This window comes from Streptosporangium sp. NPDC004379, assembly GCF_042873875.1.
In the GTDB taxonomy this organism is placed as follows: domain Bacteria; phylum Actinomycetota; class Actinomycetes; order Streptosporangiales; family Streptosporangiaceae; genus Streptosporangium.
The window spans coordinates 231,308-255,030 of record NZ_JBIAMC010000009.1; the positions used below are offsets into that span (position 1 = coordinate 231,308).

The following is a 23,723-nucleotide window of genomic DNA, read 5'->3' on the forward strand; positions in this document are numbered from 1 at the left end:
GGCCGCCGGACGTTCTTCTCAGCGGTCTTCGACGCGGCCCTTGAGGCGGCCTTCGGCGCGGTCTCCGGGCCGGTCCTCGCCGCCGCCTCCGGGACGGTCCTCGCCGCAGCCTTCGAGCCTGGCGCACGCCACGAAGTGGTCCTCTTCGGCCTCCGCGAGGCCGCCGGTGACGGCACCGGCGGCGCCGCCGTCGTGGTAGACGCAGGAGGTGACCGGCTCGGCGTCCTCCCAGGGGTCGTGCAGGCGCGGCACTGCCGACAGCAGCTGCCGGGTGTAGGGGTGCATCGGGTTGCCGAAGACCTTGTCGGTCGTGCCCATCTCGACGACCGTCCCGTGCCGGAGCACGACGGTCCGCTCGGCCAGGTAGTTGCCCAGCGACAGGTCGTGGGTGATGTACAGCACGCCCAGCCCGCGGCCCTTGATCTCGGCGAGCAGGTTGAGCACGTCGATGCGGGTGGAGGCGTCGAGCATGCTGGTGATCTCGTCGGCGACCAGCAGCTTGAGGTCCAGCAGCAGCGCCCGGGCGATGAGGACGCGCTGGAGCTGGCCGCCGCTGAGTTGGTGGGGATACTTGCCGAGGACCTGGTCGGGGTCGAGCCGCACGTCCCGCAGGGCGGTGCGCACCCGCTCGTCCCACTCCTCGGCGGACGTCGCGGGGAAGTACGCCTCCCTGATCATCTGGAACACCCGGTCGGCCTTGAAGACCGGGTTGAACGAGCTGAAGGGGTCCTGGAAGACGCCCTGGACGTGCCGGTAGTACTCCTTGCCGGGCCGTACCGGGGCGCCGTCGAGGGTGATCGAGCCGGCGGTGACCGGGACGAGGCCGAGGATCATCTTGCCGAGGGTGCTCTTGCCGCTGCCGCTCTCGCCGATCAGCGAGACGACCTGGCCCTCCGGCACGTCGAAGCTCACCCCGCCGACCGCGGTCAGGGTCTTGCCGCCGAAGGCGCCGACCTTGTAGACCTTCGTGACGTTGTCGAGTCTGAGCATCATGCCTTCCAGCAGGCGACGAAGTGGTTGGGCGCGACCTCGGCGGCCGGCGGCTCCTCGGCGCACCGGTCGAAGGCGAGCGGGCAGCGGTCCCGGAAGCGGCACCCCTTGGGCGGGTTCAGCAGCGACGGCGGGCTTCCGGCGATGCCCGACAGCTTCCGGTCGGCGTGGCGCACGCCGACCTCGGGCAGCGAGTCGATGAGCATCCGGGTGTAGGGGTGCCGGGGCGCCTCGACGATCGTCTTGGCCGGCGCCTTCTCGGCCAGCTTCCCCGCGTACATGACCATGATCGTGTCGGCGATCTGGTAGGTCAGCGAGATGTCGTGCGTGATGAAGACCATGCTCTTGACGAACCCGTTGTCGCGGAAGCCGGCCAGCGCCTTGGCCACCGCCTTCTGGGTGGAGACGTCGAGGGCGGAGGTGACCTCGTCGGCGATGAGCAGCGAGGGGTCCAGGAGGGTGGAGACGACCATGACCACGCGCTGCTTCATGCCGCCGGACAGCTCGATCGGGTAGCGGTCCAGCACCTCGTGGGGCAGGCCGACCGCGTCCAGGCGGCCGAGCAGCTTGGCGGTGTCGGGGGTGACGCCGCGGGAGCGCAGCAGCTCGCCCACCATTTTGCCGATCTTGCGGGTCGGGTTCAGCGCGCTCATCGAGTACTGCGGGACGAGCGAGACCTGGTGGAAGCGGAAGTCGTTCATCCTCCGGTCGTCGCCGATGGGCAGCTCGACGCCGTCGAGTTCGACGGTGCCGCCGACGTGGCGCATGCGGCCGTCCATCCGGATGAGGCTCTTGCCGAGGGTGGTCTTGCCACAGCCGGACTCGCCGGCCAGGCCGAGGATCTCGGCGTCCCCCAGCTCGAAGGAGACGCCGTCGAGCGCCCGCACGTCGCCCCGCAGGGTCCGGTAGTGCACCTTCAGATCGCTGACCCGCAGGCTCATGTCTCCCTCAGCTTCGGGTTGAAGACCTCGTCGAGGCCGACGTTGGCGACGTACAGGGCTCCGACGATCGCGGTGATCGCGGCGCCCGGCGGGATGAACCACCACCACATGCCGAGCTGCATGGCGCTCCACTGGCCGGCGTTCTGCAGCATCAGGCCGAGCGAGACGCCCTCGGTGGGGCCGAGGCCGATGAAGTCCAGCGACGAGGCGATCAGGATCGAGTTGCCGAACAGCAGGATGAACGTCAGCAGCAGGTAGGAGCTCATGTTCGGCGCGATCTCCCTGGTGATGATCTTCCAGGTGTTCGAGCCGCTCAGCCTGGCCAGGTCCACGAAGTCCCGGCCGCGCAGCGAGAAGGTCTGCGCCCGGATGGCCCGCGCCGCCCACGGCCACGACGTCAGGCCGATGAAGACCGCCTGCGCGGCCACGCTGCGGATGCCGAGGTAGGCGTTGATGATGAGCAGTACGGCCAGCGTCGGGATGACGAGGATGATGTTGGTCAGCATGTTCAGGATCTCGTCGACGAGCCCGCCGCGGAAGCCGGCCAGGAACCCGACGACCATCCCGAGGAGGGAGGCGACCACGCCGCCCAGCAGGCCCGCGGCGAAGGTGGTGCGCAGGCCGTACACGAACTGGGCGAAGACGTCCTGGCCGAAGGTGGTGGTGCCGAACCAGTACTCCGACGAGGGGCCCTGCATGGGCGGGCCGACGTACTCGTTGGGCGGGGCGTCGATGGTGAGGGGGCCGATCAGGCCCAGCAGCAGCAGGACGATGATCACGGCGGCGCCGGCGAGGAGCTTGCCGTTGCGCAGCGCGAAGTGCAGCGCCTCGCGGCGTCCGCTGGCCGGGGCGGCGACGTCGCGGGTGGCGACTTCCTGGAGCGCGGTCATGCCTCAGCACCCGCCATTCCCGCCCGCGTCCGAGGATCGACCACGACGTAGACGATGTCGATGATGAAGTTCGCGGCGAGGACGCCGAGGACGATGAACATGAACGTGCCCTGCAGCAGGAAGAAGTCCTGGTTCTGGATGGCCTTGAGGATGAGGCTGCCCAGGCCCGGGTAGGAGAAGACGATCTCCGTCACCAGGGCGCCGGCCACCAGCACGCCGAGCTGGAGCGCCAGGCCGGTGATCTGCGGCAGCACCGCGTTGCGGAAGGCGTAGCGCCGGATCAGCCGCTGCGGCGCGCCGAGCGCGGCGAGGTAGGTGGAGTAGTCGGACTCCAGCTCATAGATGATCATGTTGCGCATGCCGATCGCCCAGCCGCCGAGCGCGACGAGGAACAGCGAGGCGAACGGCAGCACCCAGTGGTGCAGCAGGTCGAGCAGGAACTCCGCCGACCAGTTGGGCTGCATGGAGAAGCTGTAGCCGCCGGCGATCGGGAAGAGGCCCGCGACCACGCCGAATCCCCAGGCGAGCAGGACCGCCAGCCACATGTACGGCATCGCGGTCAGGACGTAGCCGATCGGCAGGACGGTGTTGTCCATCAGCTTGCGCCGGGCCGCGTACGCCCCCAGCCGGTTGCCGACGACCCAGCTCAGCAGCACCGACGGGATCATCAGCCCCAGCGTGTACGGCACGGCGCCCATGATGACGTCGCTCACCGGGGTGGGGAACACCCAGATGCTGATGCCGAAGTCGCCGTGCAGCAGCGCCCCCCAGAAGTTGAGGTACTGCCGCCACAGCGGCTGGTCGAAGCCGAAGAGGCCGGTGTAGTACTGCTTCATCGCCTCGACGGCCGCGGGCTGGCTGACGTTGGCGCGGGCGACCATGCTGGCGACCGGGTCGCCGGGCATGAACCGCGGGATCATCCAGTTGACCGTGACGGCGACGACGAACGTCAGCCCGTAGACCAGCAGTTTCCTGCCGAAGTATCGACGCACGAGAGAACTCCCGAAAAGGGCCCCTCCTCCCCCCGGAAGGAGGAAAGGGGGAGGAGGGGGCGGAACCGACGGTCAGGAGGCGGGCTGGAGCTGGGTGAGCGTCTCGAAGCCGCCCAGTTCCATCCAGTTACGCCACATGGCCGGCGCGTACTTGGGAGCGTTCGGGGCCGAGGAGGGCCAGTTCTTCCAGACGCTGGTGCTCGACTGGGCCCACAGGCCGTTGTACCAGAGCGGGATGACCGGCAGCTCCTCCAGGTGGATCTTCTGGAGTTCGGCGATCTTCGCCTTCATGCCGGCGATGTCGTCGGTCTTGACCCGGTCGAGCTCCTGCACCAGCTTCCAGGCCTTCTCGTTCTCGTAGCGGCCGAAGTTGACGGTGTTCTGCAGCTTGCGGACCGGGAGCTGGAAGACGTACTCGTAGTACGTCCACGGGGTGTTGGACAGCTGGCGCTCGTTGTTGAGCACCAGGTCGAAATCTCCCTTGCCGCGCTTCTCCACCAGGGCGTTGAAGTCGGGGAAGTCGGCGGTGACGTCGATGCCTGCGGCCTTGGCGCTGGAGGCGATGACGCGGGCGGCCTCCATCCAGTCGGTCCAGCCGGACGGCACGATGAGGGTCAGCTTGATCTTCGAGCCATCCTTGTTCTCCACCAGCCCGTCGCCGTCGCGGTCCTTGTATCCGGCGTCGGCCAGCAGCTTCTTGGCCTTGCCGGTGTCGAAGGAGAACCCGGCCGACGACACCGTGGCCTGGTCGACGAACTGCTCCCACTGCGGCAGCAGGCCGGTGGGGCTGGCGGCCTTGACGAGGTTGCCGTAGACGCCCTCGACGATCTTCTTGGTGTCGACCGAGGAGGCGAGGGCCTTGCGGAAGGCCGCGTCGTTCATCGGCTTCTTGGTGGTGTTGGGGACCAGCCAGGCGGTGTTGGCCGAGAGCATGTACGGCGGCTCGTTGTAGAAGGAGGTGATGCCGAAGTTGCCCTTGACGAGGTTGGCCACGCCCGGCAGGAAGTTGTTGCTGAGGTCCAGGCCCTTCTGCAGCAGCATGCCCATCGCGACCTCGTTGCTGGGGGTGGCGATGTCGACGATGTACTTGGGCTTGGGCTCCATGTTCAGGGCGGTCTTGCCCCACCAGTCGTCGCGGCGCTGCCAGACGACGCGGTCCTGGCTGTGGCTCTTGTAGGTGTAGGCGCCGGTGCCGACGGGGTTCTCGTTGACCCCGTTGAGCACGTCCTCCTCGGACCTGCCGTTCCAGACGTGCTCGGGGACGATGGCGCGGCCGTAGAGGTTGAAATCCCACTCCTGGTAGTTGGCCTCGGAGAAGGTGAAGCGCGCGGTCTGGTCGTCCACCGCCTCGACGCTCTTCAGCCAGTCCCACATGTTGTGGAACGGGATGGTCTCCATCTTGCCGAGCTCGTAGGAGTAGACGACGTCCTTGGCGGTCAGCGGCTTGCCGTCCGACCACTTCACCCCGGAGCGGAGTTTGACCTCGTAGGTCTTGTCGTCGGTCCAGCTCCCGCTCTCGGCCAGCCAGGGGACGAGCTTGGCGGCGTTGGGGTCGTAGTGGAACAGCGTCTCGTAGACCAGGCCCTTGGTGCCGGTGGCGGAGTCCCATTCGCGGATCGGGTTGAAGTTGGCCGGCGGCCCCCACTGGGAGCCGGTGGTGTAGAGCGTCTCCTTGCGGGGCAGCGAACCGCTGTCGCCACCGCCGGGGGCCGCGGCGGGCGCGCTCGCCGCCCCGGAGCCCTGTGCGGCGGGCGTGGTACCGCCGCCACCGGAGCACGCGGCGACGGCCAGGCCCGTCGCCAGGAGCGGGAGGATGATCCGCACCCGGTTTCGCATCTGTCTCTCCTTCCTCCGCCGCCCGGCGGAGGTCTGAACGTCGTTTCAGGCCCCCGATGGATCGGCCCGCGGGAGCGTCGCTCCCGCGGGCCTTGTGGGAGCGCTCCCAGTGCGCCGCGAAAACACGCTCCCCGTCTTCGGGCCGGTGGATGGTGTCGCAACCCGCGCCACACCCGCCGACGTGCCGGCCTGCGGGCCGGACCGCTCCGGGATGCGACTGAACCGGATAAGTACCGAGAACGTAAATTCCGCGTGTCCGGCATGTCAAGAGCCGTGACTCCTTCGAGACGTCCCGCCGCGCGCCCCCGTCCGCGCCCGGCCGGGTCACGCACGCCGAACAGCGGTGACGCCGGGCGATCCGCCGCCCGTCCGCCCGTCCGGGGCGGCGGTCCGGCCCGTCTGTGGGCACGGGCGCGCAGGTAGTAGGGTGCGCGTGGACATCAGAACCGAACCGATTCAGTCAGGAGGGCGTCGTGAAGCGGCCGACGATCGCCGACATCGCCCGCCGGGCCGGTGTCTCCAAGGTGGCGGTCTCCTACGCGCTGAACGACCGCCCCGGGGTGTCGGAGGCCAAACGGGCGATGATCAAGGCCATCGCCCAGGAGATCGGCTGGCGGCCCAACAGCGCCGCGCGGGCGCTGAACGGCGCGCGGGCGCGCAGCGTGGGGCTGGCCGTGTGCCGCCCGGCGCGCGTCCTCGGCATGGAGCCGTTCTTCATGGAGCTGATCAGCGGCATCGAGAGCGAGCTGTCCGCCCGCTCCTACGGGCTCATGCTGCAGGTGGTGACCGACCACGAGCAGGAGATGGAGACCTACCGCCGCTGGTGGGGCGAGGGCCGCGTCGACGGCGCCATCCTGGTCGACCTGCACTTCGCCGACCCGCGCATCCCCGAACTGGAGACGTTCGGCATGCCCGCCGTGGTGCTCGGCCACCCCTCGGAGGCGGGCTCGCTGGTCCCCGTCTGGTCCGACGACGCCGCCCCCGTCCACGAGACCGTCCGGTATCTCGCGGCGCTCGGCCACCGCCGCGTCGCCCGCGTCGCCGGGCTGCCCCGGCTGGTCCACACCGTCCTGCGCGACCGGGCGTTCACCGCCGTCTGCACGGAGCTGGGCCTGGACGACCAGGTCATCGTGCACACCGACTACACCGGCGAGGAGGGCGCCCGCGCCACCCGCCGCCTGCTCAGCTCCCCCGGACGGCCCACCGCGATCATCTACGACAACGACATCATGGCCGTCGCCGGGCTGTCCGTCGCCCAGGAGATGCGCCTGGACGTGCCCGCCGACCTGTCGATCGTGGCCTGGGACGACTCGCCCCTGTCCCAGGTCGTGCGGCCGGCGCTGACCGCGCTGACCCGTGACATCCCGGCCTACGGCGCCCACGCCGCGCGCACCCTGCTCTCGCTGATCGCCGGGGAGCACGCCCCGGCGATCGAGGACGAGGCGTCCCGGCTCGCCCCCCGGGCCAGCACCGCCCCTCCCCCGCCCTCCGTCTGACACCCGCCCTCCGCGCCTGACACCCGCCCGCCGGGTGCCGGCCGTACCCCGGTACGGCTTCGGTGACGCGGCCCGGGTGCGGACCCGCGGCCCGCTCCGGCGGCGGCCTGTCGGTGCCGTTGCCTAAAGTGTCTGCTCATGGAGGCATCCGTCGAGCAGCTGGTGTACGTTCGCGAGGACGAGTACACCGTCGCCCGGATGAGCGCCGACGACGGCTCGGGCTTCGTCGCCTCGGGCCGCGCCCTGGCCGGGGCGCAGCCCGGGGAGACGCTCCGGCTCACCGGGCGGTGGGACGAGCACCCCCGGCACGGCAGGCGCTTCGTGGTCGACGGCTGCGAGCGGATCACGCCGTCCGGCGTCCGGGCGATCCGCCTCTACCTCGGCTCGGGCCTGATCCGCGGTATCGGGCCGCGGCTGGCCCATGCCATCGTCGACCACTTCGGCGAGGAGACACTGAAGATCATCGACGCCGAGCCCGAGCGGCTCCGCGAGGTCGTCAACATCGGCCCGACCCGGCAGGGCCAGATCACCGAGGCGTGGCGCGAGCAGAAGGCGATCGCCGCGCTCATGGTCGTCCTGCAGGGCTTCGGGATCAGCCCGCTGCTGGCCGCCAAGGTCTACCAGGCATTCGGCTCCGACTCCGCCGCCATCCTGTCCGCCGACCCCTACCAGCTCATCGGCCAGGTCAGGGGGGTCGCGTTCGCCACCGCCGACAAGATCGCCCTGCAGTCGGGGGTGCCGGAGTGCAGCCCGCAGCGGATCAGGGCGGCGATCCTCGACCGGCTGGAGGCGGCGGCGGCCGGCGGCGGGCACTGCTACCTGTCGGTGACCGCCCTCGTCACCCAGACGATGGAGCTGGTCGGCCAGGACGAGGACGTCGTCCGGCGGATGGTCGACGCCCTGGTGGCCGACCGCCGGGTGGTGGTCGAGGCGTCCCTCGACGGCGCCGGCCGTACCGTCGCCTACCTCGCCTACCTCCACGACCGCGAGCTGCGGCTGACCACCCACCTGGCGCGGCTCTGGCAGGCGCCCTCGGAGCTCCCCCTGCGCGCCTTCCACGAGGACCCCGCGCTGCACGAGGACCAGCGGATGGCGGTGAACATGGCGCTGACCAGCACCGTCTCGATCATCACCGGCGGTCCCGGCTGCGGCAAGAGCCACACCGTCCGCACCATCGCCCGGGTGGTGCGGGCCGCGGGCGGCTCGGTGACCCTAACCGCGCCGACCGGCAAGGCCGCCAAGCGGCTGTCGGAGCTGGTCGGCATGCCCGCGATGACCGTGCACCGGATGCTGGCCCACCGGCCCGACGAGGAGGAGGACACGCTGTTCCAGGAGACGCCCGCGCGGGCCGACCTGATCGTGGTCGACGAGGCGTCCATGCTGGACCTGCACCTGGCCACCCGCCTGACCGCGGCCATCCCCTCCGGCAGCCACCTGCTGCTGGTCGGCGACAGCGACCAGCTCCCCAGCATCGGTCCCGGCAGCGTGCTGGCCGACCTGCTGCGCGTCGAGGAGATCCCGCGGGTACGGCTGACGCACGTCTTCCGCCAGGCCGAGGGCAGCGGGATCATCGAGGCCGCCCACCGGATCCGGGCCGGTGAGGTGCCGGCGGTCCCCGGCGGCGGCGGTTTCTGGTTCGAGGAGCTCGACGACCCCGAGCAGGTCGCCGAGCGGGTGGTCCACCTGGCGACGGTGGCGATCCCCCGCAAGCAGAAGGTGGACCCGGGCGAGGTGCAGGTGCTGTGCCCGATGCGCAGGGGCCCCACCGGCACCGTCGAGCTGGGCCGGATGATCCAGGAGCGGCTCAACCCCGCCCGCGACGGCACGGCCGAACACTGGGCGGGCTCCACGGTCTTCCGCGTCGGCGACCGCGTCATGCCGATCCGCAACAACTACGACAAGGGCGTCTTCAACGGTGAGACCGGCACGGTCACCGAGGTCGTCCCGGAGAGCCGGATCGTCGAGATCCGCACCGACGACGGCCAGGTCGTCGAGTACGGCTTCGACGAGCTCGACGAGCTGACCCACGCCTACGCCGTCAGCGTGCACCGCTCGCAGGGCAGCGAGTACCCGTTCGTGGTGGCGCCGATCGTCGCCGAGGCCGGGGGCGTCATGCTGCGCCGCCGGCTGCTCTACACCCTGGTCACCCGGGCGAAGGCGTGGGTGGTCCTGGTCGGCCGGCGCGAGGCGCTGGAGACGGCGGTCCACCGGCTCGGCGGGCGCCGCAACACCGGCCTCGCCCGCCGCCTCGCCCTGGCACTCCAGGGCTGACCACACGATAATTCAATCCGGCAAGGGACTGCACTGCGGCCATCGAACATTCGTGCGCCGCCGGAGCAGCGAACAGCCTGGCGCATAGCCGCTTTTGATTAATCTAGCCCACAGCAAAATAGCCAAGGTGAAGTATGACACGAAAGGCCATCGCTTCAAAGACAGCACAATCCGCCCCATGCGGTAACACCAAAGCATCAAGATCCGATTAGCTCACTCCCTATCTCTGACCCCATCTAGTTGCAACCGATGCCGCCTTCTACGTGAAGGAAATTGTTTGTTCTTCAGAGCGAAGTTCTCCACTTTCGACCCATCGATGAGTCATATTTCCCTGCACCGCTGTACCCTGATGCGTTACGATTGTAAAATCGACATAAGAATGAGGAAGGATACGCGCTGCGGTCAGATCGTTAAGCAAAATTGGAGTCTCACCCTCCCCGACAGGGGAGATCTCTATAACGACATCTTCCGCAGCCACTTCCCCCAAATTTTCTACGCGAATACGTTCATTAATGCGCTTCGCTTTAGGGCGGCCACGATTATCATATCTGGGCTCTAGGTCGTACAGGTATCTAGATCGAAGTACGACACCGGAGTGAACGAAGGCAGCAGCATCTTCTCCCTGCCCTCCATCGCCGATCTTATATGCATCGCGCTCTAAACATCTTCTCACCTTAGCGCTGAGGTCATCCTGGGATACATAGCTTCCAGTGAGGCCATACCCTTCGAGTTCTCGCCGGAATTCATTCAGAGAGGCAAGCTGCTCTGGATCATGATCGCGAGGCACGGGGGCTTCGGAGAAAAAAACATGTACAGCTGCGCCACGATCACGGGCTCGAATTATCTCCTCCGCCGTTCCTGATACTGCACGCTTCGTCGCCTTACCAAGACGACTGTTAAATAAAGCAATAACAATATCAGCCGCATCGGTTAATTGATCATTGATTACCTCTTGTGCGTCTTGCGAGCCGACGAGTGGTACAGCACCCAACTCCCATCGCAAGGGCAGTAGATGAATCTTCCGCTCCAAAGTATGATCGCTGTTCCAGCTACGAATGACGTCTTCGACCGTGTCGCGCTCCATGGCGGTGTCACGAGGAGAGGCGATCAAGACACTCAATGTGATGGTTTGAAGAGCCATACCAACAGGTTAGCCCCATCTGCCGACCGCCGGGAGTGATACCGAGAAAGATCTAGCGGCCTTCAGCGCTCATCAAAGCTCCAATCCACCGATCTTCACCCTATAGATCCACAAGGGATCAAGCATCGGATAGTCCCTAGAACGATGGATGAGCTGTTGATACTCACAACGAACGCCGAGCGAGCAGCTTGTCTGAGCACCTTGATGCTACGACACTGAAGCAGCAAGGCGATGATCGTTTTGACGAAACCACTCCGCGAGACTGCCATCTTGTGCTATGTCTTAGGTATGGCAGGCTACCAACTGGCTCACCCCCTTTACCTTGATGTGCAGATGATGGTGAGCTTCCTCGCTTACCTGGAAGGCGGAGTGTATGTCTCTAGCGAAGAAACACTTCAGAAAGAAAAGATCAGGGGTGGAAAAGCCGTCGGAGATAAGAAAATAAACCTACCGTCCCTTGGAGCCCTTCTAGGGATTGAGGCATCACTTAACGTCGAAGCTAGCGGCCATACCGGCGAAACGGCCGAGACCAAGGTCGCACGCCACCATACAGCAGCGAGCCTTTTTAATGGACTATACGGCTTTCTTCACGACGATGAAGCAATTATCTCCCTGGAGGGCCCCGAGCAGCTAACGAACGTTAAACCGGGCGAATTCGTTAAGATTGCCGGACGGTATACAGGGAATCCGCTCGAAGAGATGCTCGCAATCTTTAGCCAAATTATGGCCTATATGGAAGAGATGTCTCAAGGCGTCGAAGGAGTTCATTCGCAGCGCTCCACGGGTCGCAGATCAGGAAATCCTCAAACTCGCGAAGCGGCAAAGAGCCAGGAGGATCACTCATGGACGGAGACCGCACGGCAATTCCGCCAGTTTGAACAAAGCATAGAAATGAGGATTCTCAGAAAGATGAAGGAAGAATTGGAATCATCTCCAATTCATGATGTCGTTCTTGAGACTGCTTCAGGTGTTAAAGCAGTACTAACGGTAGCTTCTGAATATTACGATGAATCCGTCGCAGAGAAGCTTAGTTCCGGCGATTTTGTTGTACTGGGAAAAATTACACGAGTACTACAAGAAGGCGAGTCTATCAACCTTTCTCGTCGTACTGTAATAGGAAAGATGGCAGACGAATCGGAACCTTTTTTTAACGCTATAGCTAGCATACCGGGAATCAGTCTTCAATCAAGTGATCCAGTAGTATCTTATCCTGCAGTACAGATTTTGCCTATGGCAATCTTTGTCTAGCACTTCTATCTAGCGTCTCAAAATAGTCGCTAATACGACACGTGAACGATTCATAACTGTGGCGAGTAGAGCCAACTTGCCACAGTTATTTATAGAGATTCTAGAAATTTTTCTACGTCGATCAAATTAACGGATCGACGATCCTTCGGATGTACCATAATAGTCAATTGCCGAGATACAATCTCCTCTCGCGATGATGCAACAAAAGAAAGAGCAATCATCTTTATCAAACTGGTTCGATCCAAGGATCCCACTCGGGCTAGTTCTGACCCTATTATTGGAATGGCTACCGGTTCGAGACTACCGTTGATTCTGACAGCATTCCAAGCAGAGGTAAGGCTCTTCCATAACGCATCCACCGAGCAGCTTACACGCAAGTCATTCCTCATAAAACCATAGGCTAGTGCATAAATTCGCACCTCACCATAATTTAATGCGACAGTTGTGCCTATAGGATAGCGCTTAAGTTTCCCCTTTCTCTTCTTTTCAGCAGTCTCGCATCCTATCGTCCGAACAAACTGTAGATATTCATCAAGCCTCACATCAAGAGAACCAGTATCCCCGCCGTAATATTTTGCTTGAAACTGACCTTGTACACTATGGGGATTAATTACAATCCCATCGCACATATCCGTGTCGAAGGTGTCCGTAAATCCAACGATTACATTACCTTTCTCGTTAAATATATCCCCACACTTAACCAAGATAACAAAATCTGGGTGTTTGTAACTATGATCGGTCCCAAATCTTGGCCAGGAATGATAGGCGCCAATTAACACACAGCTTCCGGCAAGTGCAAGTAAAACCCAGACCCCCTGCCGTGCAAGGCTTGGCCATATGGCAAGTGCAACCTGGAAAGCCGCACTAAGTATTCCGAAGGCCGCCAAAGAGGCCGCCAATATCTTACCGATCCCCCGCCTGGTAAGGAAAGCTTCATAAGCGTTCTGTCGCATCTTTGATCCCAATCTCCCTGCAGAATTACTCACGGCCATACTGAATAAACATTTTAAATGAAGAACATTCAAATTGAGACGTTATAATTTTATTCCCATTATTTATTACGCCACATCACAGATGCAATCTCCTGAACGTTCCAAGGCAGACAAGTAGAGGTAGGCAAGGCTTGCTATAGATCAAGCCATCATTCCTGTATATGATGTACCGCTATGGCCATGCTGCCAAGCCGAACCTCGATGCTGGCCGTCGCTATCATCAGGGCGGCTCCGAGTAAGCCTTCGCCCACTCTTGCCTCAGCATCCTTGCCAAGGTATCTACTGACTGAGAAGTGCGGGCGTGACGTATGGGCAAAGCTCTTCCTGGATCGCGTTTTCCCTGTTGGCAGCTTGGAGGTATGAAGTACTTCGAGAGAAGCGGGGGCTGTCGGCGAGTGAACGGGAGCGGCGCGAGCAGGTACGGCTCCGGGCCGGCGACATGTTCGCCGGGAACATCGCACCACCGCAGGTGGCCTGGCTACTGGGCGTCACCCGTAAAGCCGCTTATGAGTGGCACGCCCGGTGGAGAAACGGCGGGAAGGCCGCGCTGGCCTCCAAAGGCGCCGCCGGGACCGGCTGCAAGCTCACCGATGACCAGCTCGCGCGGCTCAAGACGCTCCCGGAACAGCGCGCCCTCGCCCACGGCTGGGACGATCAGCGCTGGACGGCCGCCCGGATCGCCACGCTGATCGCCGAGACGTTCCACGTCCGGTGCACCGCGCGCGGAGTGGCCTGCCGGATGCGGCGGATCGGCTGGAGCTTCCAGGTGCCGGCCCACCATGCCATCCGGCGCGATGAGGAGTAGGTCCGCGACTGGCGGCACAAGACCTGGAGCGCGATGAAAGCATCCGGGCGGCTTGGAGTTTCTGGCTCGTCTTCGCCGACGAATCAGGCCAGGGCTTGAGGCCGCCCAAAGGACGGACCTGGGTGCCCAAGGGGCGCACGCCGGTGCTGGAGGTGTCCTACCGCGGACGGGGCCGCATCTCGATCGCCGCGCTGATCTGCACCAAACCTGGCAGGCGCACCCGGCTCATCTACCGCGTGATGGTCTACCACCGGCGCGCGGGTGAGAGCAAAGGCTTCGATGCGGCGGCGTTCAAGACCCTGCTGCAGGCCGCGCACGCCCAGCTCGGCGAACCGATCTCCCTGGTATGGGATAGTTTGCCCGCACACGTCTGCGCCGAGATGCGCGACTGGATCGCCGCACGCCAGGACTGGCTGCTGGTCTACCGGCCCCCGGCGTACGCGCCCGATCTCAAAGGCGGACGAGGGCATCTGGTCCAACCTACGCGCCAAGCTCGTCAGTTTTACCGCCTGCGACATCGAAGAGCTCGCGGCCCTGATCAAAAACCGACTCAAACGCATGCAGTACCAGCTGGGACTCCTGGATGGCTTCATCGCTAAGACCGGCCTCGCGCTCTCCGACCTGTAGCCTCCAGCGTTCTTGCTCAGTAAGCTGAAGCTTTTCATTCTCGCGCGATCTCGTAGTTCTGCAGGACGGCGATGGCCTTGCACAGGTGTCTGGCTTTGCCGGGGCTGCTGCGAAGCCTGCGCAGGAGACGCCAGCTCTTGAGCTGGGCGTTGGCGCGTTCGTTGGGGCCGCGTAGCCGGGCGTGGGAGCGGTTGGCCCGCTTGCGGGAGACGGGCTTGTTGCGCCCTTTGTACGGCGTGACGAGCGGCCCTTCGGCACCCTGGTAGCCCTTGTCGGCCAGAGTGACGACGCCGGCCCGCTCCAGCGCGCGGGATGCCCCAGATCCGGGCGGTGCTCAGGTCATGCGTGGCGCCCGGCAGCGCGCCGGAGGTCCAGATGATCGTCCCATCGGGAGAGGCGATGACCTCCGATGTTCATACCATGGACACGGTGCTTGGCCGAGTAGTACGGCCGGTCAGCCTTGATCCGGTCAGTGTGGACGAGCATGCCGTCCAAAACCAGGTAGTACAGCCCGTCCCGCTTGGCCCTGCGCGGTACCCGGTCCAACTTAGGGGAGCGTGCCAGCAGCAGCGTCACGGTTTCTTGCACGTACCGCCAGGCGGTGGCCGTGGAGACGCCGAAGCCGGTGGCGATCTCGGTGAACGTCTCGCCTTTGCGCAGGTGGACCAGCACGAGCAGGGCCTGCTGGCCGAGGTTGAGCCGCCGCCAGGGTGTGTCGATCGTAGCGCGGTGCCGCCGGATGACTCCGGCCACGTAGTTCAGCGTTGAGCGCGACACATCGACCGCGGCACGGTAGAACAGCACCCGAGAACTCCTGGTTGTAGCGGACATTGGTTGTGGTGATCAACCCGTCTACCAGGAGCTTCTCTATGTCATCAGGCGAACGCCGTACCCGCGATCATACCGTGACCAGCGACCCGTCTACCGGCGGATGAAAAACTTCACTGCAAGAGCAGCGCGACACAGTTCGTATGTGGGGAAATCTGATGGAGAGTCCACGCCACACTACTGTCACCAACCTACTTCGTGATCTTCGTAAGATTGCATGAAGCGACAGCGATGTGACTCGCTCGTCGGATGTCCTTGCCCGCCGTACGGCGTCGCCGGTTTCCGCTGGCGTGCGAATCTCGTCCCGCGGACCGGAACGAGTTGGCCCGGACGGGGGCGGCCGGGCTAACCTTGATCCGGAAAGGCCGAGAGGCGCTGCAACGGGCCAAGACCCGCCACGCTCGGTCCCCTACCTGTTCGACAAGGGCGCCTCCGACAACGGAGGTGAGCCTATGAACATGTCCTCAGCCCGCGAGAACGCCCGTGAGAACGCTCCCGGAACCGCCCGCGAAACCGCTCCCGGCGCCCCCGCGAACGTCCCCGCCGGTGCCACCGCCGACGCCCCCGCCGCTGTCCCCGCACCCGGCGGCGCGCCGGACGCGGCGGTGACCCGGGCGGCCGGCCGGACCCGCGCGCTGCGCGAGCTGCTGGACCGGCGGATCGCCGTGCTCGACGGGGCGTGGGGCACGATGCTGCAGGGCGCCGGGCTCACCCCGGCCGACTACCGCGGCGAGATCCTGGGCGACCACCCGCTCGACGTGACCGGCGACCCCGACCTGCTGAACCTCACCCGCCCCGACCTCGTCCTCGACGTCCACCGCCGCTACCTCGCCGCGGGCGCGGACATCACCACGACCAACACCTTCACCGCGACGAGCATCGGCCAGGCCGACTACGGCCTGCAGTCGCTGGTGCGGGAGATGAACGTGCGGGGCGCCCAGATCGCCCGTCAGGCCGCCGACGAGGCCGGCGGCCGGTTCGTGGCCGGCTCGGTCGGCCCGCTGAACGTCACGCTCTCGCTGTCGCCGCGCGTGGAGGACCCCGCCTACCGGGCGGTCACGTTCGACGACGTGTACGCCGCCTACGCCGAGCAGATCGGCGCGCTGGCCGAGGGCGGCGTCGACCTGCTGCTGATCGAGACGATCTTCGACACGCTCAACGCCAAGGCCGCGGTCGCCGCGGCCCGCGACGTCGCCCCGCACCTGCCGCTGTGGATCTCGGTGACGATCGTGGACCTGAGCGGGCGCACGCTGTCGGGCCAGACCGTGGAGGCGTTCTGGACCTCGGTCGCGCACGCCGACCCCCTTGTCGTGGGGGTGAACTGCTCGCTGGGCGCCGAGGAGATGCGCCCGCACGTCGCCGAGCTGTCACGTCTGGCCGGCACGTACGTGGCCTGCCACCCCAACGCCGGGCTGCCGAACGCATTCGGCGGCTACGACCAGACGCCTGAGGAGACCGCCGGGCTGCTCGGCGAGTTCGCCGCGGCCGGGACGGTGAACATCGTGGGCGGCTGCTGCGGGACCACGCCGGGCCACATCGAGCGGATCGCCGGCGCGGTGTCCCGGCTCGACCCGCGCCGGGTCCCGGGGCCGCCCGCGCGGACCCGTCTCAGCGGGCTGGAGCCGTTCGAGATCGGCGAGGACACCGGTTTCGTGATGATCGGCGAGCGCACCAACGTCACCGGCTCGGCGCGGTTCCGCCGCCTCATCGAGGCGGGCGACCACCAGGCCGCCGTGGACGTCGCGCTGGAGCAGGTGCGCGGCGGCGCCAACCTCCTCGACGTGAACATGGACGCCGACCTGCTCGACAGCGAGCGGGCCATGACGACGTTCCTGAACCTGATCGCGACCGAGCCGGAGGTGGCCCGCGTCCCGATCATGATCGACAGCTCGCGGTGGAGCGTGCTGGAGGCCGGGCTCAGGTGCGTGCAGGGCAAGGGCGTGGTCAACTCGATCAGCCTCAAGGAGGGCGAGGAGCCGTTCCTGGCGCAGGCGCGGCACATCCGCGACCACGGCGCCGGCGTGGTCGTCATGGCCTTCGACGAGCAGGGGCAGGCCGACACCGTCGAGCGCAAGGTGGAGATCTGCGGCCGCGCCTACGACCTGCTCACGCAGAAGGCGGGCTTCCCCGCCGAGGACATCGTGTTCGACCCGAACGTGCTGGCGGTCGCCACCGGCATCTCCGAGCACAACGGCTACGCCAAGGCGTTCATCGAGGCGCTGCCGCTCATCAAGGAGCGCTGCCCCGGGGTGCGGACCAGCGGCGGCATCTCCAACCTGTCGTTCTCCTTCCGCGGCAACGACGTCGTGCGGGAGGCGATGCACTCGGCGTTCCTCTTCCACGCCGTGCGCGCCGGGCTGGACATGGGCATCGTCAACGCCGGGCAGCTCGCCGTCTACCAGGACATCCCCGCCGACCTGCTGGAGCTCGTCGAGGACGTCATCTTCGACCGGCGTCCCGACGCCACCGACCGGCTGGTCGCGTTCGCCGAGACGGTCAGCGGGAGCGGCACCCGCCGTACGGTGGACCTGTCCTGGCGCGACGCGCCGGTGGAGAAGCGCCTGGCGCACGCGCTCGTGCACGGCGTGGCCGACTTCGTCGAGGAGGACACCGAGGAGGCCCGGCGGCAGGCGGCCCGGCCCCTCGACGTGATCGAGGGCCCGCTCATGGACGGCATGAAGATCGTGGGCGACCTGTTCGGCTCGGGGAAGATGTTCCTGCCGCAGGTGGTCAAGAGCGCGCGGGTGATGAAGCGTTCGGTCGCCTACCTGGAGCCGTTCATGGAGGCGGAGAAGGAGCGGGCGCGGCTCGCGGCGGCCGAGGCCGGTGAGGCGGACGGCACAGGCGGCGCGGACGGCGCGGCTTCGGGCGAGGCCGCTTCGGGTGACACGGAAGGCGCCGTGGCCGGCGGCGCCGCGGCCCGCGCGACCCGCACGGGCGGCATGGCCGGCGATGCCGGGCGGGGCAGCGGCAAGGTGGTGCTCGCGACCGTCAAGGGCGACGTGCACGACATCGGCAAGAACATCGTGGGCGTCGTCCTGGGCTGCAACAACTACGAGGTCATCGACCTCGGCGTGATGGCTCCCGCCTCGCTCATCCTCGACACCGCGATCGCCGAGGGCGCCGACGCCGTCGGCCTCTCGGGGCTCATCACCCCGTCGCTGGACGAGATGACCTCGGTCGCCGCCGAGATGGAGCGCCGCGGAATGCGGCTGCCGCTGCTGATCGGCGGCGCCACGACCTCGCGCCAGCACACCGCGGTGCGCATCGCCCCCGCCTACGGCGGCTCGGTGGTCCACGTGCTCGACGCCTCCCGGGTGGTCGGCGTGGTCTCCGACCTGCTGGACCCGGGCCGCGCCGAGGAGCTGGACGTGGCCAACCGCGCCGAGCAGGAGCGGCTGCGCGAGCAGCACGCCTCCCGGGAGCGCAGCCCGATGCTGACGCTGGCGCGGGCCCGCGCCAACCCCGAGCGGGTCTCCTTCGACGACCTGCCCGTGCCCGCCTTCACCGGCGTCCGCGTCGTCGAGCCGAGCCTGACCGAGCTCCGCGAGATGATCGACTGGCAGTTCTTCTTCCTGGCCTGGGAGCTGAAGGGCAAGTATCCGGCGATCCTCGACCAGCCGGTGGCCCGCGAGCTGTTCGACGACGCCAACGCGCTGCTCGACGAGATCATCGCCGCAGGCACACTGCGGGCGCGGGGCGTCTACGGCTTCTGGCCGGCCCGCTCCGAGGGCGACGACCTCGTGGTGGACGCCGGTGACACCGGTGACACCACGGGCGGCGCCGTACGGCTGCCGATGCTGCGCCAGCAGACCGCCAAGCCCGAGGGGCGGCCCAACCGGTGCCTCGCCGACTACGTGGCCCCGGCCGGTGACCACCTCGGCGGCTTCGCGGTGACCGTGCACGGCGCCGAGGAGCTCGCCGCCGGGTTCGAGGCCCGCAACGACGACTACCGGTCGATCATGGTCAAGGCCCTCGCCGACCGGCTCGCCGAGGCGTTCGCCGAGTGGGTCCACCTGCGGGCCCGGCGCGAGTGGTTCGAACCGGACGCCGCCCCGTCGCTCGCCGAACTGCACGCCGAGCGGTTCCGCGGCATCCGGCCCGCGTTCGGCTACCCGGCGAGCCCCGACCACAGCCAGAAGCACGACCTGTTCGACCTGCTGGACGCCCGGCGGATCGGCATGGACCTGACGGAGTCCTTCGCGATGACCCCGGCCGCCAGCGTCAGCGGGCTGATGTTCGCCCACCCGGCGTCACGGTACTTCACCGTCGGGCGGCTGGGCAGGGACCAGATCGAGGACTACGCGGTACGGCGCGGCCTGCCGGTCGCCGAGATCGAGCGCTGGCTGCGCCCCAACCTCGCCTACGGCGACTGACCCTCCGGTCCTCCTCCGCGCCGCCGCCGTCCCCGCCGGACGGCGGCGGCCGGACCTCGTCAGACGATCCCGCCGTTGGCGCGCACGACCTGCCCGTTGACCCAGTGCCCGGCCGGGCCCGCCAGGAAGGCGACGACCTCGGCGATGTCGCCGGGGGTGCCGAGCCGTTCCAGCGGGGGCTGCTTGGCGAGCCGTTCGATCGTGGCCTCGTCCTTGCCGTCGAGGAACAGGTCGGTGGCGGTCGGGCCGGGCGCGACCGCGTTGACCGTGATGTCCCGTCCGCGCAGCTCGCGGGCGAGCACGAGCGTCATCGCCTCGACGGCGCCCTTGCCGGCGACGTACGCCCCGTAGCCCGGCAGTTGCAGGCCGACGACGGAGGTGGAGAAGGTGATGATCGCGCCTCCGTCGCGGACGCGGCGCGCGGCCTCCCGCGCCATGACGAACGTGCCGCGGATGTTGGTGCGGTGCAGGGCGTCCAGGTCGTCGAGGTCGAGGTCGGCGATCGGGGACAGCGACATCCGCCCCGCCGCGTTGACGACCACGTCGACCCCGCCGAAGGCATCCCGCGCCGCGTCGAACATCGCCGCGACCGCCGTCTCGTCCGCCACGTCCGCCCGCGCCGGGATCGCCCGGCCACCGGCCGCCGTGATCTCCTGTACGGCCTCCGCCGCGGCCTGGGCCGACCCCTGATATCCGACGACGACCGCGTGGCCCCTCGTCGCGAGCGTCCTCGCGACCGCCCGGCCTATGCCACGGGAGCCGCCGCTGACGATGGCCACACGCTGCTCACTCATGAGAACCTCCCGGTCGTATCAACGATATTAATCCGACATATCATCGCTAAGCCATGAAGATAGCACAGTTTCCTATCGTTGATAGCGGAGGGCGCTATCATTGATTCCATGATGGGAACGGACTCGCTCCGCGCGGCGATGATCGAGGCCGCGGAGCGGCAGCTCGCGTCCTCCTCGGACCACGAGATCGCCACCCGCGCGGTCTGCGAGGCGGTCGGGGTGAGCCAGCCCGTGCTCTACCGCCTGTTCGGTGACAAGCGAGGACTCCTCGACGCCGTCGCCGACCACGGGTACGAGCGGTACGCCACGCTCAAGGCCGCCCAGGAGCGGACGGACGACCCGGTGGCCGACCTGCTCGCCGGCTGGGACGGCCACATGGCGTTCGCGAGGGAGAACCCGGCGCTGTACCAGCTGATGTTCACCCCCCGGCCGTGGTCCCGCTCGACCGCCCGTGACCGCGTCTTCGACCTGCTGGAGGCCACGCTCGTACGGTGCGCCGCGACGGGTGCGTTGCGGGTCGAGCCGCGGACCGCCGCCCAGCTGGTCCTGTCGGCCACCGTCGGGATCGCCCTCGACCACATCGCCAGGCCGGACCTGTTCGACGACCCCGCGCTGTCACACCGCATGCGCGACGCCGTCTTCTCGCACGTGCTCGCCGAGACGGGCGTCCAGGACGACGCGGACCCGCTGCGCACCGCCGCGCTGCGCCTGCACGCGCAGCTTCTCCTCTCCGGCACCGAAGCCCTCGAACCGGCCGAGACCACCCTCCTGCTGCGCTGGCTCGAACGCATCGCCCGCCCCGGCCCGGCGTGACGGCCGCGCCTCCGCCCTCCCGGTGGAATCTCGGCGGGAAAGACGGGAACCGCGCTCCCCGGTTGATCGTTTCAGCGTACGGTTCACCACGCAGGACGTCACAGGGAGAGGAAGCCGTGATCTTCAAGCGCATGTTGGGGGCCCTGGGGGTCGGGGGTCCGTCAGTGGACACGGTCCTGGCCACGCCGCGCGTACGGCCGGGCGGGCCGCTGCGCGGCGAGGTGCGGATCAAGGGCGGTGACTTCGACACCGACATCCAGTACGTCGCCCTGGGGCTGGTCACCCGGGTGGAGGCGGAGCACGGCGAGGGCGAGCACGTCGGGCTGATGGAGTTCCTGCGCGCCGAGGTCTCCGGGGCGTTCCGGCTGCGCGCCGGCGAGGACCGCGTCATCCCCTTCGAGCTCTCCGTCCCGTGGGAGGCGCCGATCACCGAGATCCACGGTCAGCGCCTGCACGGCATGGCGATGGGCGTGCGCACCGAGCTGGCGGTCGCCGGCGCGGTGGACAAGGGCGACATGGACCCGGTCGAGATCGAGCCGCTGCCCTCCCAGGAGGCGGTCCTGGGGGCCTTCGGCCGGCTCGGCTTCCAGTTCAAGAGCGCCGACCTGGAGCAGGGCCACATCTACGGCGCCGACCAGCGGCTGCCGTTCTACCAGGAGATCGAGTTCTACCCGCCGCCCGCCTACTCGGGCCTGGTCAACGAGGTGGAGCTGACCTTCGTCTCCGGTCCCGGCGGCATGGACGTCGTCCTGGAGGCCGACCGGCGCGGCGGCTTCCACGGCTCGGGCGGCGACTCCTTCGGCCGCTGGCGCGTCGGCCACGACGAGGCCGCGCACCGCGACTGGGCCGCCGAGATCAACGGCTGGCTGGCCGCCCTGTCCCAGCACGGCCACGCCGGGCACGGGTACGGCGGGCACCATGATCCCTACGCGCACGGCGGCCATCACGACCCGTACGCGCACGGCGGGCACGGCGGGCACCATGGTCATCACGGCGGGCCCGGCCTCGGGGCCGTCGCCGCGGCGGGCGCGGCCGGGCTGGTCGGCGGTTTCGTGGCGGCCGAGATCGTCGACGAGATCGGCGACGCCTTCGAGGGCGACGACGACGCCGACTTCGGCGGCGGCGACTGGGGCGACGACTGACACCGGGCCCCGGCCCCGGCTGACGACCGGGGCCGGGGCCGGTCCGGCACCGTTGCCCCGCCCGCTCAGCCGTTCCGTGTGCTCCGGTCGTCCAGCCAGGCACGCCAGGGGTGGGCACCGTGCTCGATCGCCAGCGCCTCGTTCAGCCAGCACCGCTGCACGGCGGTCAACGTGGGCAGCGCCTCGGCGAAGTCCGCCTCGTCCTTGGCCCGCCGCCCCCTGGCCTTGTAGAGCAGCTGAACCTCCAGAGCCAGCCGGCGGAAACCGTCGTCGGCGACGGTGAGGGAGTCCAGTAGACGGCGGATGCGTCCGTCGCGGCGGTAGACCCATTCGTCTCCGTCGGACTCGTCCAGCATCAGCTGGAAGCGCCAAGGGCCTCCGGCGTGTTCGCGCACCCATACGTCATGTGCATCGACCGGCAGGGTCTCCCCGACCGGCCAGGGCCGCAGGGTGCCCGGCGGGTCGGCGACGTGACAGTCCCAGCCGGACAGCACGCGACGGATCGCGTGCTGATCGCGGCGCAGCAGGCCGATGTCGACGTCGGCGTGCTCCCGCCAGGACCGGCCGACTGCCAGTTCCACGGCGTAGCCTCCACCGACCCACCAGGGCACGGCCGATTCCCGGAACAGCCGGACGACCTCCGTCAGGGGCGCCGGCTCCCATGAGTCCTCGACGTGTGTCATCCGGCCATCCTTCCCGATCACCCCGGAGCGATGAAGGCGGTCGGGGAGCCGGCCGACCGCGAAGTTCATGAGGCGATCGGTGAGGTGACCGATCCCGGATGGCGGACCGGCCGGGCCCGGCGTCCGGGCCGGGGGAACGAGGCGGGGGCCGGGGCCGGTGGAAGCGGGCCCGGCCCCGGATGACGGCCGGGGCCGGGGCCCGGATCCACCGGGACGGACCGGCCCCGGCCCGGGATGACGGCCACGGGACGCCGCCCGCCCCAGTCCGGCGGGCGGCGTCCCGGCCGTCCGGTGACGGCGCCGCCGGAGACCTTCACGGGGGAGACCTCCCCTCCGGGGCGCCGTACCGGGTCAGGGGTGGGCGACGAACCGCCCGAACCGGCCCCGGTGGTACAGCAGCGGCAGGTCCGGGTCGTGCACGCTCGCCTCGGCGACCAGGCCGACGACGAGGATGTGGTCCCCCACGTCGACCGTCCGGTGGGGCAGGCAGACCAGGTGGGCGGAGACGTCCTGCAGCAGCGGCGCCCCGAGCGGCCCGGGACGCCACCGGGTGGGTTCGGCGAAGCGGTCGACGCCCTTGCCGGCGAACCGGGCGGCCAGTGCCGCCTGGTCGCCGGCGAGGATGTTGACCGCGAAGTGGTCCGCCGCCCGCAGCCGGGGCCAGGTGGCCGAGTCCCGGTCCACGCAGAAGGAGACCAGCGGCGGCTCCAGACTGACCGAGGAGAACGAGGTCGCGGTCAGCCCGGCGGGGATGCCCTCGCTCTGCGCGGTGATCACGACGACGCCCGCGGCGTGTACGGCGAGAGCCCGCCGGAACGTGTCGTGGTCCACGGGCCCGCCCCACGGGGTTTCCGTCGC

General features: G+C 67.6%; 18 protein-coding genes and 1 pseudogene. 8 read left to right on the forward strand and 11 right to left on the reverse strand.

What is annotated here, in order from left to right; genetic code table 11:
* Nucleotides 1–18: 18 nt before the first annotated feature.
* The 5 genes from ACFYSC_RS21250 to ACFYSC_RS21270 form a co-directional block, all read right to left on the reverse strand.
* A complete protein-coding gene (locus tag ACFYSC_RS21250) occupies nt 19–990 on the reverse strand; it encodes an ABC transporter ATP-binding protein (RefSeq protein ID WP_389964472.1) in 972 nt (323 codons plus the stop codon).
* Nucleotides 990–1,931: an ABC transporter ATP-binding protein gene (locus tag ACFYSC_RS21255; RefSeq protein WP_362933009.1), complete on the reverse strand. Its 942-nt coding sequence runs from the start codon at nt 1,929–1,931 to the stop codon at nt 990–992. Before ACFYSC_RS21255 ends, ACFYSC_RS21250 begins: the two co-directional genes overlap by 1 nt.
* The gene (locus tag ACFYSC_RS21260; protein ID WP_389964139.1) at nt 1,928–2,821 is read right to left on the reverse strand and encodes an ABC transporter permease; all 894 of its coding nucleotides are present in this window, start codon (nt 2,819–2,821) and stop codon (nt 1,928–1,930) included. Before ACFYSC_RS21260 ends, ACFYSC_RS21255 begins: the two co-directional genes overlap by 4 nt.
* Complete coding sequence (locus tag ACFYSC_RS21265) at nt 2,818–3,813, reverse strand: ABC transporter permease (RefSeq protein WP_389964142.1); 996 nt, start codon at nt 3,811–3,813, stop codon at nt 2,818–2,820. The genes ACFYSC_RS21260 and ACFYSC_RS21265 overlap by 4 nt, the downstream gene beginning before the upstream one ends.
* Nucleotides 3,814–3,885: 72 nt before the next feature.
* Nucleotides 3,886–5,649, reverse strand: coding sequence for an ABC transporter substrate-binding protein (locus ACFYSC_RS21270; protein ID WP_389964145.1), 1,764 nt, complete (start codon nt 5,647–5,649; stop codon nt 3,886–3,888).
* 473 nt (nt 5,650–6,122) lie between these two features.
* Here ACFYSC_RS21270 and ACFYSC_RS21275 point away from each other — a divergent pair, with 473 nt between their 5' ends.
* Together ACFYSC_RS21275 and ACFYSC_RS21280 are read left to right on the forward strand one after the other, a co-directional pair.
* Nucleotides 6,123–7,145, forward strand: a complete 1,023-nt coding sequence (locus tag ACFYSC_RS21275; protein ID WP_389964148.1) for a LacI family DNA-binding transcriptional regulator — start codon at nt 6,123–6,125, stop codon at nt 7,143–7,145.
* 138 nt (nt 7,146–7,283) lie between these two features.
* Entirely contained in the window at nt 7,284–9,416 is a 2,133-nt protein-coding gene (locus ACFYSC_RS21280) for an ATP-dependent RecD-like DNA helicase (RefSeq protein WP_389964151.1), read from the forward strand.
* Between the two features lie 259 nt (nt 9,417–9,675).
* On the opposite strand, the gene ACFYSC_RS21285 is transcribed toward ACFYSC_RS21280, so the two are convergent.
* Nucleotides 9,676–10,557: a hypothetical protein gene (locus ACFYSC_RS21285; protein ID WP_389964154.1), complete on the reverse strand. Its 882-nt coding sequence runs from the start codon at nt 10,555–10,557 to the stop codon at nt 9,676–9,678.
* A 288-nt stretch (nt 10,558–10,845) separates the two neighbouring features.
* Here ACFYSC_RS21285 and ACFYSC_RS21290 point away from each other — a divergent pair, with 288 nt between their 5' ends.
* Nucleotides 10,846–11,805 (forward strand): hypothetical protein, encoded by a 960-nt coding sequence (locus ACFYSC_RS21290; protein WP_389964157.1) that lies wholly within the window; start codon nt 10,846–10,848, stop codon nt 11,803–11,805.
* Between the two features lie 89 nt (nt 11,806–11,894).
* On the opposite strand, the gene ACFYSC_RS21295 is transcribed toward ACFYSC_RS21290, so the two are convergent.
* Entirely contained in the window at nt 11,895–12,758 is an 864-nt protein-coding gene (locus tag ACFYSC_RS21295; RefSeq protein WP_389964160.1) for a macro domain-containing protein, read from the reverse strand.
* A gap of 382 nt (nt 12,759–13,140) precedes the next feature.
* On the opposite strand from ACFYSC_RS21295, the gene ACFYSC_RS21300 reads away from it, so the two are divergent.
* Both ACFYSC_RS21300 and ACFYSC_RS21305 read left to right on the forward strand, forming a co-directional pair.
* Nucleotides 13,141–13,602 carry a transposase gene (locus tag ACFYSC_RS21300; RefSeq protein WP_389964163.1) on the forward strand — a complete coding sequence of 154 codons (462 nt, stop codon included), beginning with the start codon at nt 13,141–13,143 and terminating at the stop codon, nt 13,600–13,602.
* 41 nt (nt 13,603–13,643) lie between these two features.
* Entirely contained in the window at nt 13,644–14,201 is a 558-nt protein-coding gene (locus ACFYSC_RS21305; RefSeq protein ID WP_389964475.1) for a transposase, read from the forward strand.
* 62 nt (nt 14,202–14,263) lie between these two features.
* Here ACFYSC_RS21305 and ACFYSC_RS21310 read toward each other — a convergent pair.
* A pseudogene (locus ACFYSC_RS21310) lies at nt 14,264–15,033 on the reverse strand (transposase family protein).
* Nucleotides 15,034–15,509: 476 nt separating this feature from the next.
* On the opposite strand from ACFYSC_RS21310, the gene metH reads away from it, so the two are divergent.
* A complete protein-coding gene (gene metH / locus ACFYSC_RS21315; RefSeq protein ID WP_389964165.1) occupies nt 15,510–19,433 on the forward strand; it encodes a methionine synthase in 3,924 nt (1,307 codons plus the stop codon).
* 59 nt (nt 19,434–19,492) lie between these two features.
* On the opposite strand, the gene ACFYSC_RS21320 is transcribed toward metH, so the two are convergent.
* Entirely contained in the window at nt 19,493–20,227 is a 735-nt protein-coding gene (locus tag ACFYSC_RS21320; RefSeq protein ID WP_389964168.1) for an SDR family oxidoreductase, read from the reverse strand.
* Between the two features lie 108 nt (nt 20,228–20,335).
* Here ACFYSC_RS21320 and ACFYSC_RS21325 point away from each other — a divergent pair, with 108 nt between their 5' ends.
* Together ACFYSC_RS21325 and ACFYSC_RS21330 are read left to right on the forward strand one after the other, a co-directional pair.
* A complete protein-coding gene (locus ACFYSC_RS21325; protein WP_389964171.1) occupies nt 20,336–21,040 on the forward strand; it encodes a TetR/AcrR family transcriptional regulator in 705 nt (234 codons plus the stop codon).
* 131 nt (nt 21,041–21,171) lie between these two features.
* A complete protein-coding gene (locus tag ACFYSC_RS21330) occupies nt 21,172–22,182 on the forward strand; it encodes a sporulation protein (RefSeq protein ID WP_389964174.1) in 1,011 nt (336 codons plus the stop codon).
* Nucleotides 22,183–22,247: 65 nt separating this feature from the next.
* Here ACFYSC_RS21330 and ACFYSC_RS21335 read toward each other — a convergent pair whose 3' ends face one another.
* Nucleotides 22,248–22,865 (reverse strand): nucleotidyltransferase domain-containing protein, encoded by a 618-nt coding sequence (locus tag ACFYSC_RS21335; RefSeq protein ID WP_389964176.1) that lies wholly within the window; start codon nt 22,863–22,865, stop codon nt 22,248–22,250.
* Between the two features lie 351 nt (nt 22,866–23,216).
* Nucleotides 23,217–23,696, reverse strand: coding sequence for a flavin reductase family protein (locus ACFYSC_RS21340; RefSeq protein ID WP_389964179.1), 480 nt, complete (start codon nt 23,694–23,696; stop codon nt 23,217–23,219).
* Nucleotides 23,697–23,723 lie beyond the last annotated feature (27 nt).

What these genes read in the sequence shown, in the direction of transcription:
- ACFYSC_RS21260 (WP_389964139.1), bottom strand. Translation starts at nt 2,821, where the DNA reads ATGACCGCGCTCCAGGAAGTCGCCACCCGCGACGTCGCCGCCCCGGCC.
- ACFYSC_RS21320 (WP_389964168.1), bottom strand. Translation starts at nt 20,227, where the DNA reads ATGAGTGAGCAGCGTGTGGCCATCGTCAGCGGCGGCTCCCGTGGCATA.
- ACFYSC_RS21330 (WP_389964174.1), top strand. Translation starts at nt 21,172, where the DNA reads ATGTTGGGGGCCCTGGGGGTCGGGGGTCCGTCAGTGGACACGGTCCTG.
- ACFYSC_RS21295 (WP_389964160.1), bottom strand. Translation starts at nt 12,758, where the DNA reads ATGCGACAGAACGCTTATGAAGCTTTCCTTACCAGGCGGGGGATCGGT.
- ACFYSC_RS21335 (WP_389964176.1), bottom strand. Translation starts at nt 22,865, where the DNA reads ATGACACACGTCGAGGACTCATGGGAGCCGGCGCCCCTGACGGAGGTC.
- metH (WP_389964165.1), top strand. Translation starts at nt 15,510, where the DNA reads ATGAACATGTCCTCAGCCCGCGAGAACGCCCGTGAGAACGCTCCCGGA.
- ACFYSC_RS21325 (WP_389964171.1), top strand. Translation starts at nt 20,336, where the DNA reads ATGATGGGAACGGACTCGCTCCGCGCGGCGATGATCGAGGCCGCGGAG.
- ACFYSC_RS21270 (WP_389964145.1), bottom strand. Translation starts at nt 5,649, where the DNA reads ATGCGAAACCGGGTGCGGATCATCCTCCCGCTCCTGGCGACGGGCCTG.
- ACFYSC_RS21280 (WP_389964151.1), top strand. Translation starts at nt 7,284, where the DNA reads ATGGAGGCATCCGTCGAGCAGCTGGTGTACGTTCGCGAGGACGAGTAC.
- ACFYSC_RS21285 (WP_389964154.1), bottom strand. Translation starts at nt 10,557, where the DNA reads ATGGCTCTTCAAACCATCACATTGAGTGTCTTGATCGCCTCTCCTCGT.
- ACFYSC_RS21290 (WP_389964157.1), top strand. Translation starts at nt 10,846, where the DNA reads ATGGCAGGCTACCAACTGGCTCACCCCCTTTACCTTGATGTGCAGATG.
- ACFYSC_RS21250 (WP_389964472.1), bottom strand. Translation starts at nt 990, where the DNA reads ATGCTCAGACTCGACAACGTCACGAAGGTCTACAAGGTCGGCGCCTTC.
- ACFYSC_RS21255 (WP_362933009.1), bottom strand. Translation starts at nt 1,931, where the DNA reads ATGAGCCTGCGGGTCAGCGATCTGAAGGTGCACTACCGGACCCTGCGG.